The sequence below is a fragment of the Rathayibacter sp. AY1H2 genome, assembly GCF_002931985.1.
Taxonomy (GTDB): domain Bacteria; phylum Actinomycetota; class Actinomycetes; order Actinomycetales; family Microbacteriaceae; genus Rathayibacter.
In genome coordinates this window covers 15,349-27,065 of sequence record NZ_PSUV01000011.1, presented here as the reverse complement: position 1 = coordinate 27,065, position 11,717 = coordinate 15,349, and the positions used below count along the sequence as shown (strand labels likewise).

Genomic DNA, 11,717 nt, shown 5'->3' with positions numbered 1-11,717 from the left:
CCGCAACGATCCGCGGGGCTCCGGCGGCTCGAATGGGTAGTTCCACCGTGCGATGCTCCGTGGCAGCGACGGATTCCGCAGCTGACTCGCCCCGGCAGGAGCGTCATCGCCCGTCCGTCGATCGACGAGGCTTCTCCTCGGCACGGTGCCGACACGCGCACGAAACGCCCGCCCGCTAGCGTGCGGACATGACATTCCGTGCGTCAGCCGCGCTCAGCGCGCTCGTGGCCTCCTCCCTCCTCCTCGCACCCGCCGCCATCGCCTCCCCCGCCGCCCGCGCGGGCGCCGTCGACGGGGGCACCAGCGCCGGCGATCCGTACTTCCCCGGCCTCGGCAGCAGCGGCTTCGACGCCCTCACCTACAGCCTCGTCCTGAAGTACGATCCGGCGACCCGGGCCCTCGGCGGCAGGGCCGTGGTCACCCTCGCGCCCCAGAAGGACCTGCGCTCGCTCTCCTTCGACCTGACCGGCCTCACCGTCTCGAAGGTCACCGTCAACGCCGGGGGCGCCCGGTTCTCGCAGTCGGGGGACGAGCTGACCGTCACGCCCGCCCGGACCCTCCGGAAGGGCCTGCCCGCACTGGTGAGCATCGACTACGCCGGGACCACCGGGAACCCCGTCGACGGCACCGGGGCCCCCTTCGGCTGGTGGTCGACGGACGACGGCGCCCTGGTCGCCAGCGAGCCGGACGGCGCCTCGACCTGGTACCCCGTCAACGACTCGCCCGCCGACAAGGCGCGCTACACCTTCAGCATCACGGTCCCGGAGGGCCGGACGGTGGTCGCGAACGGCCTGCCGGTCGGCTCCCCCACCACGTCGAAGGGGTGGACGACCTCCCGCTGGGTCGAGACCAGCCCGATGGCGAGCTACCTCGCCATGGTGAACATCGGCGACTACGACCTGGTCCGCTCCACCCAGGGCGGCGTGACGACCATCGACGCGATCGACCGGGACATCACCGGCGACACCCGCGCCCGCACCGAGGCGGCCCTCGCGAAGCAGGGCGCGATCATCGACTACTTCTCCTCCGTCTTCGGCCCGTACCCGTTCCGCTCGGCCGGAGCCGTGGTCGACGACGAGCGGATCGGCTACGCCCTCGAGACCCAGGGCCGCTCGTTCTACTCCGGCGGCGCGGACGAGTCGACCGTCGCGCACGAGACCGCGCACCAGTGGTACGGCGACAGCGTCACGCCTGAGACCTGGTCCGACATCTGGCTGAACGAGGGCTTCGCGACCTACGCCGAGTGGCTCTGGGAGGAGCACACCGGCGGCGCGAGCGTCACCGAGTCCGCCGCCCGGGTCGCCGCCGCTCCCGCCGACGACCCGTTCTGGTCGACCGCCGTCGCCGACCCCGGAGCCGCGGGCCTCTTCGACGCGCCCGTCTACGCCCGCGGCGGCCTGACGCTCGTCGCCCTCCGCGACCGGATCGGCGCGGACACGTTCGGCGTGCTGCTGAAGCGCTGGGCCTCCGAGAACCGCTACTCGAACGCGACGACCGCCGACTTCCAGGCCCTGGCCGAGAACGTCTCCGGCTCCGACCTGGCGGACTTCTTCGACGCCTGGCTGCGCACGCCGGAGAAGCCCGCCGGTCTCTGACCCCCGCATCGCCGCGGCGCGGGCGGGGTGTCAAGGAGGGACGGCAGGTCGGCCCGAGCCGATACCGTCCCTCCATGGGCTTCTTCGACCGCAACGACTCCTCGACCAGCGCCGCCGCGCCGCAGCCGAGCGCACCCGATCCGCAGCGGCGGGTCTGGAGCGACGGCCTCGGCCGGTTCGCCACCCGCTGCCTCCAGGTGGTCATCGTCCTCCTGCTGGCCTCGGTGCTCGTCTTCGCGATGACGCAGCTCACGCTGGTGCTCATCCCCGTGATGATCGCGCTCATCCTCGCCGCGGCGATCCACCCGGTGCTGGCGTGGATGCGGCGCAAGGGCGTGCCGTCGATCCTCGCGACCTGGCTGGCGCTGATCGGGCTGCTCGCGGTCCTCGGCGCGGTCGGCTGGCTGATCACGGTCGCGGTCCGCAACCAGTGGGACGAGCTGGTCAGCAGCGCCTCCGACGGCGTCACCTCGCTGCAGGACTACGTGCAGCACCTGCCGTTCCAGATCACCGACGAGCAGATCGAGTCCGCCCGCCAGTCGGTCGTCGACTTCCTCACCTCCAGCTCGTTCGGCAACGGCGCGCTCGCGGGCGTTTCCGCGGCGGCGAACTTCATCACCGGCCTCGTGCTGATGATCGTGGTGCTGTTCTTCTTCATGAAGGACGGCCCGAAGATCTGGGAGTTCCTCCTGCGCCCCTTCACCGGCTCGGGCTACGAGCGCGCCAAGCGCGTCGGGCACAAGACGGTCGACGTGCTGGGCGGCTACGTCCGTGGAACGGCGACCGTCGCGGCGGTCGACGCGATCGGCATCGGTGTCGCGCTGGCGATCATCCAGGTGCCGCTGGCGATCCCGCTGGCCGTCATCGTCTTCCTCACCGCGTTCATCCCGATCGTCGGAGCCACGGCCGCCGGCATCCTCGCCGCTCTCGTCGCCCTGGTCGCCAACGGCCCGGTCGCCGCGCTGATCGTGATCCTGGTCGTCATCGGGGTCAACCAGCTCGAGGGCAACTTCCTCCAGCCGGTCGTGATGGCGCGCTCGCTGAAGCTGCACCCGCTGATCGTCCTGATCGCCCTGACCGTGGGCACCGTCCTCGCCGGCATCGTCGGCGCCGTGCTGGCCGTGCCGATCGCGGCCGTCGTCTGGGGCATCGTCTCGATCTGGAACGGACCCTCCGACCCCGCCGAGCCCGCGCGGCAGAAGCGCGCCGAGACGGTCTAGGCCCCCGGGACCGTCGAGCGCGGGCCTAGCGCTCGACGATCCCGTCGCGCAGCGCCTGCCGACGGAGCGAGATCTTCGTGCCGACGGCCAGCCCCTCCGCCCGGTACTTGCCCCGGGCGCTGCGCAGCGAGCTCCGCGCGGCGTCCTGGGTGATGCCGAGGAGCGTGGCGACCTGCTTCAGCGGCATCCCGTCGACGAAGAGGCGGACGATCTCCCGCTCGCGGTGCGTCAGGGTGCCCGGGCGGTCGGGCCCGAGCAGCTCCCGCGTCTGCGCCGTCAGGAAGCGCTCGTCGCGCGCCGCCGCCCGGATCGCCGCGAGGATCGTCTCGGTCCGCTCGCTCTTGACCACGTAGCCGTGCGCCCCGGCCTCGAGCGCCCGGCTGATCGTGCCCGGGTCGGAGTGCGTGCTGATGATGATCGTGGCGGCGCCGGCGGCCGCGATGACCCGGATCTTCATGGCGAGGTCGAGCTCGTCGCCGAGGTCGATGTCGAGCAGCACCACGTCGGTCGGGAAGGCCGGGTGCGCGAGCAGGTCCGTCCAGGTGCCGGCCGTCGCCGCCACGCGGATGTCCGTGCCCGAGCGGCGGATCCACTCCGCCAGCGCCGCCAGCAGGATCGGGTGGTCGTCGAGGATGGCCAGCGTGATCGCGGGCTCGTCGCTCATGTCGTCGTCCTCCTGCGGGGCCGGTGGGCGACGAAGATCCTCGTCGCGCCGTGGTCGGTCGTCGTGCGGTGCTCGCCGAGCTCGCTGAGGATGCCCCAGACCGAGCGGTCGAGGTCGCGGGCGCGGATGCCCGCGGCGACCAGGGCGAGCTCCACCCCGCCGCCCTGGCCCGGCTCCAGGCGGACGGCGAGCGGAGTCCTCCCCGCGGGGGCGGTGAGCAGCCAGAGCACCGAGAGCAGCCGCGAGCGGTCGAGCGGGGCCAGCAGCGCCGCAGCCCCGCTCGGATCGTCGATCGCGACAGCGGAGGACAGCAGCGCCGACTCCTCCACCGCGATCCTCAGCCAGGTGCGGTCGTGGCTGCGGGCGAGCGCCTCGCGGAGCTCGTCTCCGAGCACCCGCGCCCGCTCGCCCAGCTCCTCGTCCAGCGGCACCGGCGTCCGGACCCGCTCGAGGAGCTCCTCGATGCGGGCGTCCACCTGCGAGAACTCGTCGTCCGCGGCGTGGACGGTGCCGTCGGCCAGGCTGCGGTCGAGCGTGCGCCGCACGTACTGGTCGAGCGAGGTGAGCACGACGACGCACACGGCCGCGGGCGCGACGGCGAGGAGGACGTTGCTCACCGCGAGGGCGGCGCCTCCGTCGCCGAGGAGCGCCTGGCCGACGAGGCCGAGCGCCGTGAGCCCGACCAGGACCACCAGAGCGAGGAACGAGCGCGAGAGCGGCTGGAAGGTGATCAGCGCGATCACGCCCGCGCCCACTCCCACGCAGACCGACGGGTAGTACATCGGAGCCGGTGTCGGCAGGGCGTGGTCGGCGAACTCGAGCAGCAGCGCGGCCACGTCCACAGCGAGGACGCCCGCGAAGGCCCGGCGCGGCAGCTCGCCGTGGCGGCGGAGGGCGATCGAGACCCCCACCGCGCTCGCGGCGACGACCAGCAGCCAGGAGAGTCCGCTCAGCCAGGTCGCGGACCGCGCGTCGAGGGACCAGAGGTACGAGATCACTCCGCGGATGTCGAGCAGCACCGCCATCGTGAGGAAGCCCAGCCCGAGGTAGCTCCCGCTCAGGCGGTTCGGCCGGGTGAGGCGCTCGCGGATGCTCCACAGCGCGCCCGGGCTCCTGTCCGCCGCCCGGACCAGCTCCAGGAGCGTCCCCTCCTCCTGCCGCGACCCGCTCACAGCGGCACGCTCAGCAGCACGGTCGCGCCGGACCCGGGCGCCGAGAAGACCCGGACCTCGCCGCCCACCGCCTCGATCCGGCCGACGACCGACTCCGCGAGGCCGAGGCGTCCGGCCGCCACCGCGGCCGGGTCGAAACCGCGCCCCTCGTCCGAGACGACGACGCGGAGCGAGCCCGCCTCCTCCGCCACGCTCACGTGGGCCAGGTCCGCTCCGGAGTGGCGCCGCACGTTCTCGAGGCACTCCCCGGTCGCGCGCACCACGGCGTCGAGCACCTCCGGTCGGATCCGCGGCTGCGCACCGCCGTGCCAGCGCACCTCCACGCCCACCGCCGCCGACCGCCGACCGAGCGCGAGGAGCGCCTCCGGCACCCCGGCCGCCCCGTCCGGGTCCGGCTCCTCCACCGTCTCCAGACCGCGCAGGAGGGCCAGGTCGGCGGCGGCCCGGTCGCGCAGCACGGGAGCGGGCACGCCCTCCCCCCGGTGCGCCACCATTGTCAGCGTCGCCAGGATCGTGTCGTGCATCAGCCGCGCGTCGGCGCGGTGCCTGGACTCGCTCTCGCTCGAGCGGCGCTCGGCGTCGTGGGCGGTCCGGAGGCGGGCGGTGCCGACGTGCGCACGCGCGACGCAGCCCGCGAGCCACCGCGCGGCGGTCAGGAGCAGCGCCCAGCAGACGACGACCGAGATCAGGACGAAGGGAGCGCGCCCGGACGCGCCCGTCGCCGCCGCGCCGAGGGCGAGGACCGGGAGCAGCGCGAGGACCGCGGCCCACGGCATGCCCCGCCAGGAGCCGACGGCGAGCAGCGCGCACGGCAGCGCCATCGAGGCGAGCATCGTGATCCCGCCCAGAACGGCGCGGAGGGAGGCGTCGACGCCCGGCGAGAGGAAGGCGGCGAGTGCCGCGACGTCCAGCGCGGATCCCAGGATCACGGCCCTCGTCCCGGTCGCGACCGATCGGCCGGGCGCGAGCTGCACGAGCGCCGAGACGACCAGTAGCGCCAGGCTCGGCAGCACCGTGGTCAGCTGCGCGGGCGTCAGGGCGAGCAGGTGCAGCGCGGAGGCGGCGGTCAGCACCCCGCCCGCACGCCGGGCGCAGAGCACGCCGACCTCGCACTGCTCGCGCAGCAGCACCGCGGCGTCGGCGGGCCGGGGAGGCAGTGGCACGGTGACCTCGGGAGGACGGGCTCCGGGCTCGTTCCGGGGCGACGGTGGCGGGGAGGCTGTGGCGGGGATCGGCGGCGGGGAACGGCGCGATCCGAGTCGTATCGTGGCACACCGCGACCCGCCCGGACAGCGGTTCCGGCCGCCTCGCGCACGCGGATCGGCGCGCCGTCTGACGCCGGCGGTCGCGCTCGGGGGCCGTGATCCCGTAGAGTCGAGACATCTCCTGGGCGATCGCCCGAATTCCACGGCTGAGAAGTCGCACGACGACGAAGAGACTCAGCCCCTGATAGAGACCGCACCGACCGAGAGCATCGTCCTCGGTCGTCCGGTTCGAACGCCCGCCTCGCACGCGGGTACCGCCCTTCACAGGACGCCGCGGAAGCCGCGCCGTTCCTCGTTCGACCCCCGCTCCACCGGCACGCCCGGTCCGCGGGACGTTCTCCCCCGCAGAGCCGCCCTCCCCCGGAGGCGCGAGCTCAGCCCCTAGACGACCCGGGCGACTCCGGCAGACGCGTGTTTCACCCGCGGAGGCCGAGTCGAGCGGGTACCGCACACTCGTGCGGACTCTGACGACGCAGGCCCCGGTCGGCGTCATTAACACATAAGGAAAAGAAATGCCTACTGGCACCGTTAAGTGGTTCAACTCCGAAAAGGGCTTCGGCTTCATCGCTCCCGACGACGGAGGCGCCGACGTGTTCGCGCACTTCTCCGCCATCGCGAAGCAGGGCTACCGCGAGCTCGTCGAGAACCAGCACGTCGAGTACGACGTCGAGCAGGGCCGCAAGGGCCCGCAGGCCGCGAACATCCGCGGCGTCGGCGAGTAATCTCCGACTTACGACGCCCCGTCGACCAGGATCCCCGGATCCGGTCGGCGGGGCGTCCGTCGTTGACGGGGTGATTACGCCCCCGGCCGGCGGAGGCGAAACCCGTGCCACCCCTCCGGGCCGCAGGATCGGTATCCTCTCCGTGGCGGCTCCCGAGCTCACGGAGCCCGCGACGCCGTCCGGGACTCCGGCGCGTCGGCACGACTTCACGGCGGAGACAATGGGACGACTGATCTACGGACCGCAATCACTCGAGATCGACTTCGAGGACCGGCTCCTCGCGCACCTCAAGGTCGCGATGTTCACCAAGATGCGGCGGAACGAGTCGTTCAGCCTCTCCTGGAGCGAGCCGGAGTCGTCCGGCTACGGCCGCAGCTCCGTCTGGGTGCACCCGACGACTCCGCTGCACTTCCGGTTCCACGGCAGCAAGCGGCCGTCGCTGAACCGCCTGTGGATCGAGCAGTTCATCGCGAGCGCGAACAACACCGGCGAGATGACCGTGGTGCCGGAGCCGGCCGAGGGCTCCTGAGCCGCGACGCTCCTCAGACCACGAGCGGCCGGGCCGTGTGCACGAGCTCCTCGTGCGACAGGGCCCGGAGGCGCTCGGCGATCTCGGCACGGGCGCCCGCGTCGACCGACGCCCGGGCGTGCTCCTGCGGCCGCAGCGGCGTGAGGGTGACCAGGTCGGCGTGACCGGTCGCCAGGTCGAGCCGCTCGGGCAGGCCGGGGCTGCGCAGGCCCAGGAGGACGCCGACGGTGCCCTGCTCATCGGTCCAGGCGGGCGGCGCCGCGACGTTCGCGAGCCGCGCCGTGTCGAGGGAGCTGCGGCAGCACACCCCCTGGAGGGCGGCCCGTCGGGCGGCCTCGTACAGCAGGCGGAAGTGCCAGTGGTTCCAGAGCTCGGCGGTGGGGACGCCGCGGACGGCGGACGTCTCGAGGCACAGCTCGAGGCCGAGACCGGTGCCGGGATGCGCGAGCCGGTCGAAGGGATCGCTCAGCCCGTCGGTAGCGAGCACCACGGAGGCGCCGCGGTCGACGCGCAGGAACGCACGGTGATCGGTGGGCCAGCGCGCGCCGCCGCGGACGCCGGGATCCTCGGTCGAGACGACGACGGTGCGATCCAGCGCACCCACTCCGCGCCAGGCGTCGGCCCGGTCCTCCGCCACCGCCTCGGCCAGCGCCCGCCTCTCGTCCTCGGTCCATCGGACCTCACGAGTGCGGTTCAGGAACAACGACATGGGACTCCCCGTCCGCGCGACCGGCGTGCCGCGCTCCCGGAACGCTACGGCGCCCACCCCTGCTCCTCCTCCGAGCAACCGGAACGCCAGCTGTGTTTGTTGCGCGGCGGTCCCCGCCCGCCGCGGCGCGGTCGGCTCCCAGGAGTGGCCGGGCAGGTGGAGCGAGTCGCGACCGGCTACGCCGAAACGCTGGAACGCGTTTCGACGGTTCGCCTCACGGCGGTGTTCACTCCCGCGGCGGTCCCCGCCCGCCGCGGCGCGGTCGGCTCCCAGGAGTGGCCGGGCAGGTGGAGCGTGTCGCGACCGGCTACGCCGAAACGCTGGAACGCGTTTCGACGGTTCGCCTCCGGCGATGTTCACTCCCGCGGCGGTCCCCGCCCGCCGCGGCGCGGTCGGCTCCCGCAGACAGCCGGGCAGGTGGAGCGGGTCGCGTCCGGCTACGCCGAAACGCTGGAACGCGTTTCGACGGTTCGCCTCACGGCGCGCCGCCGTGGCCGTGGATGGAGGAGTCGATGGCCCGCGCGGCCGGGCGTCCACCGCCGCTGTGTCCGCGAGGCGAACCGGCGGAACGCGTGTCAGCGGTCCGTCGTAGCTGGACGCAGGACGCTCCACCCGCCCAGCCATCCCGAGTAGCCGACTGCGCCGCGGCGGGCGGGGACCGCCGCGGAAGAAGGCTCAACCCAGCGGGTTGATGCCGTTGGTGCGCCAGCGCTCGTCGGCGAGCTGGCCGGGGGTGCCGGCGCTCGCGTTCTCGCCCAGGGGCTCGCCGCCCTCGACGGCGTCGGCGCCGAGCGCGGTGCCGGCTCCCTCGGCGGTGCTGCCGGGGGGAAGCAGGCCCTCCTCGTCCTCGCGGGGGCCGACCTCGTCCTCGGGGGCGTTCTCGGAGCCGCTCTCGCTCATCGGGTCGTAGCCGTGGTCCGGGTCGCGGCTCTCGTCGGCCGTCGTGTTCTCCTCGACCTCGGCGTCGGCGGGGCGGACGTCGTCGGCCTTCTCCGCATCGGTGGAGGGGGTGGCCTCGAAGCCTGCGAACTCGGGGCTGTCGTCTGCGCTCATGGCCGCCACGGTAGCACCGGGCCCGCGGGCACCGGAGGGGGTTCCGCCGGGCGCCCGCGACGCCTCCGCTCAGCGGTCACGCCCTAGGCTCGGGGGGCTGGCACGGACGACGGGAGCGACATGCGACGACTCGGGTACGACAGGTTCGGCGGGCCCGATCTGCTCTCGTGGCGGGAGGCGCCGGTGCCGATGCCGGGTCGCGGCGAGGTCCTGGTGCGCACACGCGCGGCGAGCATCAACGCGACCGACGAGAAGATCCTGTCCGGCTCCGCGCGGATCATGGCCGTCGGCCGCTCCCGTCCCTACGGGTTCGGCCTCGACATCGCCGGCACCGTCGAGGCGCTCGGCCCGGGGTCGCACTCGGTCGCGATCGGCGACCGCGTGGTGGGGATGACCCGCGACGGCGACGCCTTCGCCGACGCGTCCATCGCGCGCAGCCGCTCGCTCGTCCCGATGCCCGACTCCCTCGGCTTCGTCGAGGCCGTCACGCTCGCGATGTCGGGCGGCACCGCGGTGGGCCTGGTGGACGCACTGCACGTGCGCGCCGGCGAGCGCGTCCTCGTCAGCGGCGGCTCGGGAGCCATCGGCGATCCGACGATCCAGCTGCTGGTGCGGGCGGGCTGCACGGTCGCGGCCACCGGCTCGGCCGCCTCCGCCGACCTGCTCCGCTCGCTCGGCGCCGAGCCGCACGACTACCGCGCGCTCGACCTCGGGGTGCTGGGCGGCCGCTTCGACGTGGTCGTCGACGTCTCCGGCCACCTGCCGGTCGACGACGCGGCGATCCTCCTCGCCGAGGGCGGGCGCATCGCGACGCTGGTGCCGAGCGGTCCGGCGCTGGTCTCGCAGGCGACGGGCCTCGTCCGCCGCGACCGCCCGCGGGTGCGCAACATGATCGTGGTGGCGACGGCGGAGCGGATCGGGCGCGCGGTCTCGCTCGCCACCTCCGGCGAGCTGCGGCCCCGGCCGGGCGCCGTGCATCCGCTGGGCGACGTCGTCGACGTGCTGTCGCGCCGAGCGACCGGCGCCGACCGCACGATCGGCAAGATCGTCTTCACCGCCGACGACTCGGCTCCGCTGAGCTGACCTCCGGCTCCTCCTCCTCTGCCGGGCGGCCGAGCGAGAGCGTGGCCAGGAAGCCGACGGCGAGGAACCCGGCGGCGGCGAAGGCCGCGTAGCGGGTGCCGTCCGAGAACGCCTCGCCCGCCGCCCGGGCCGCGTCGGCGGTGTCCGGTGAGGCGGCCAGCCCGGCGATCGCGGCGCCGGAGGAGTCGACCACCGCGTCGACGGTGCTCGCGACCTGCTCCGCGGGGAGGCCCTGCTGCTCGAGCGAGGTCGTGAGGACCCCCGCGGTCGAGGTGTAGAGGATCGTCCCGAGCACGGCGATGCCCAGCGCCGAGCCGATCTGCCGCGCGGTCGACTGCGTGCCCGAGCCCTGCCCGCTGAGCTCGACGGGCACGTCCCGGAGCACGACCCCGGTCAGCTGCGCCGTCGCGAGGCCGACGCCGAAGCCGTAGACGGCGAGGAACGGGACGAGGGCCCACCACGGGGTGGAGTCGGAGACGACCAGGCCGATGCCCGCGACGCCGACGATCTCGGCCGCGAGACCCACCCGCACGATCAGCACCGGCGCGACCCTGTTGCCGAAGGCGCCGGCGAAGCCCGAGGCGACGAAGGAGCCGAGCGCGAGCGCGAGGAGCACCAGGCCGGTCTGCACGGCCGTGTAGCCGAGGACGCTCTGGAGCCAGATCGGCAGCGCCAGGATGATCCCGAACTCGCCGAGCGAGACGATCATCGCGGCGAGGTTGCCGTTGCGGAACGAGGCGAGGCGGAAGAGCCCGATCGCGAGCATCGCCGAGCGCCCGGCGCGCTCGCGGGCCCGCGCCCAGAGGACGAAGGCGACCCCGGCGAGCACCGCGACGGCGAACGCGATCGGGACCGGTGAGAGGCCGAGCGGCCAGCTCCAGCCGCCGACGCTCAGCCGCTCGTCGACGCCCCACCAGCCGAGGGTGCGCCCCTCGATGAGGGCGAACACGAGGGAGGCGGAGGCGATGATCGAGAGCGCGGCGCCGACGAGGTCGACCCTCCGCCCGTCGGGCTGCCGCGACTCGTCGACGAACAGCAGCGCTCCGACCACGATGATCACGCCGAGCGGGATGTTGATGCCGAACGCCCAGCGCCAGGAGAAGTCGGTGGTGAGCCAGCCGCCGAGCAGCGGGCCGACCGCGGTCATGCCGCCGATGGTCGAGCCCCAGACGGCGAAGGCGATGGCGCGCTCGCGCCCGCGGAAGGTGGCGTTGATCAGCGAGAGGGTCGTCGGCAGCACCATCGCTCCTCCGACGCCCTGCACGACCCGGGAGAGGATCAGCAGGTCGCCGGTCGGAGCGAGGGCCGCCGCGACGGAGGAGAGCGCGAAGAGCGAGACGCCGACGATAAGCATGCGGCGCCGGCCCCAGCGGTCGGCGAGCGTGCCGAAGACCAGCAGGAGCGCGGCGAACACGAGCGTGTACGACTCCTGCACCCACTGCACCTGGGTCGAGGTGATCCCGAGATCGGCGACGATCGACGGGATGGCGACGTTGACGATGGTCGAGTCGACGATGATCGTCGCCACTCCGAGGCTGATGACGACCAGCCCGATCCACTTGCGGTTGCGCACGACGCTCTCCTCCGAGGATTTAGTAAGCCAGCTGACTATATGCCCGCGGAGGGCGCCGTGTCGAAGGGAGGGCCTGGAAGATTAGCGGGAGGCGGGCGCGGCGACAAGGGCGCGAAGCTACCGGAGCCGCCC

11 protein-coding genes are annotated in these 11,717 nt (G+C 73.6%); 5 read left to right on the top strand and 6 right to left on the bottom strand.

Annotated features, from left to right (window positions below; genetic code table 11):
- Window positions 1–188 precede the first annotated feature (188 nt).
- Entirely contained in the window at window positions 189–1,595 is a 1,407-nt protein-coding gene (locus C5C29_RS09460; RefSeq protein WP_104222932.1) for a M1 family metallopeptidase, read from the top strand.
- Window positions 1,596–1,669: 74 nt separating this feature from the next.
- Entirely contained in the window at window positions 1,670–2,815 is a 1,146-nt protein-coding gene (locus C5C29_RS09455; protein WP_104222933.1) for an AI-2E family transporter, read from the top strand.
- 25 nt (window positions 2,816–2,840) lie between these two features.
- Here C5C29_RS09455 and C5C29_RS09450 read toward each other — a convergent pair whose 3' ends face one another.
- Genes C5C29_RS09450 through C5C29_RS09440 form a run of 3 tightly spaced genes read right to left on the bottom strand, consistent with a single transcriptional unit; the run spans window position 2,841 to window position 5,814 of the window.
- Complete coding sequence (locus C5C29_RS09450; protein WP_104222934.1) at window positions 2,841–3,479, bottom strand: response regulator; 639 nt, start codon at window positions 3,477–3,479, stop codon at window positions 2,841–2,843.
- Entirely contained in the window at window positions 3,476–4,651 is a 1,176-nt protein-coding gene (locus C5C29_RS09445) for a hypothetical protein (RefSeq protein WP_104222935.1), read from the bottom strand. The genes C5C29_RS09450 and C5C29_RS09445 overlap by 4 nt, the downstream gene beginning before the upstream one ends.
- Window positions 4,648–5,814: a sensor histidine kinase gene (locus C5C29_RS09440; protein WP_104222936.1), complete on the bottom strand. Its 1,167-nt coding sequence runs from the start codon at window positions 5,812–5,814 to the stop codon at window positions 4,648–4,650. Before C5C29_RS09440 ends, C5C29_RS09445 begins: the two co-directional genes overlap by 4 nt.
- 614 nt (window positions 5,815–6,428) lie before the next feature.
- On the opposite strand from C5C29_RS09440, the gene C5C29_RS09435 reads away from it, so the two are divergent.
- Window positions 6,429–6,638, top strand: a complete 210-nt coding sequence (locus C5C29_RS09435; RefSeq protein WP_055786246.1) for a cold-shock protein — start codon at window positions 6,429–6,431, stop codon at window positions 6,636–6,638.
- A 142-nt stretch (window positions 6,639–6,780) separates the two neighbouring features.
- On the top strand, window positions 6,781–7,167 hold the full coding sequence (locus tag C5C29_RS09430; protein WP_258059373.1) for a hypothetical protein: 387 nt from the start codon (window positions 6,781–6,783) through the stop codon (window positions 7,165–7,167).
- Window positions 7,168–7,180: 13 nt separating this feature from the next.
- Here the strand turns inward: C5C29_RS09430 and C5C29_RS09425 are convergent, their stop codons facing one another.
- A complete protein-coding gene (locus C5C29_RS09425; RefSeq protein ID WP_104308330.1) occupies window positions 7,181–7,876 on the bottom strand; it encodes a hypothetical protein in 696 nt (231 codons plus the stop codon).
- A 675-nt stretch (window positions 7,877–8,551) separates the two neighbouring features.
- Entirely contained in the window at window positions 8,552–8,929 is a 378-nt protein-coding gene (locus tag C5C29_RS09420) for a hypothetical protein (RefSeq protein ID WP_104314845.1), read from the bottom strand.
- A gap of 120 nt (window positions 8,930–9,049) precedes the next feature.
- Between C5C29_RS09420 and C5C29_RS09415 the strand changes: the two genes are divergently transcribed.
- The gene (locus C5C29_RS09415) at window positions 9,050–10,012 is read left to right on the top strand and encodes an NADP-dependent oxidoreductase (protein ID WP_104267194.1); all 963 of its coding nucleotides are present in this window, start codon (window positions 9,050–9,052) and stop codon (window positions 10,010–10,012) included.
- Here C5C29_RS09415 and C5C29_RS09410 read toward each other — a convergent pair.
- Window positions 9,981–11,585, bottom strand: a complete 1,605-nt coding sequence (locus C5C29_RS09410) for a DHA2 family efflux MFS transporter permease subunit (protein ID WP_104246954.1) — start codon at window positions 11,583–11,585, stop codon at window positions 9,981–9,983. The genes C5C29_RS09415 and C5C29_RS09410 overlap by 32 nt on opposite strands.
- Window positions 11,586–11,717 lie beyond the last annotated feature (132 nt).

Bases quoted from the DNA above. Each gene is read 5' to 3' on its own strand.
- C5C29_RS09415 (WP_104267194.1), top strand. From the start codon at position 9,050: ATGCGACGACTCGGGTACGACAGGTTCGGCGGGCCCGATCTGCTCTCG.
- C5C29_RS09460 (WP_104222932.1), top strand. From the start codon at position 189: ATGACATTCCGTGCGTCAGCCGCGCTCAGCGCGCTCGTGGCCTCCTCC.
- C5C29_RS09420 (WP_104314845.1), bottom strand. From the start codon at position 8,929: ATGAGCGCAGACGACAGCCCCGAGTTCGCAGGCTTCGAGGCCACCCCC.
- C5C29_RS09450 (WP_104222934.1), bottom strand. From the start codon at position 3,479: ATGAGCGACGAGCCCGCGATCACGCTGGCCATCCTCGACGACCACCCG.
- C5C29_RS09435 (WP_055786246.1), top strand. From the start codon at position 6,429: ATGCCTACTGGCACCGTTAAGTGGTTCAACTCCGAAAAGGGCTTCGGC.
- C5C29_RS09455 (WP_104222933.1), top strand. From the start codon at position 1,670: ATGGGCTTCTTCGACCGCAACGACTCCTCGACCAGCGCCGCCGCGCCG.
- C5C29_RS09425 (WP_104308330.1), bottom strand. From the start codon at position 7,876: ATGTCGTTGTTCCTGAACCGCACTCGTGAGGTCCGATGGACCGAGGAC.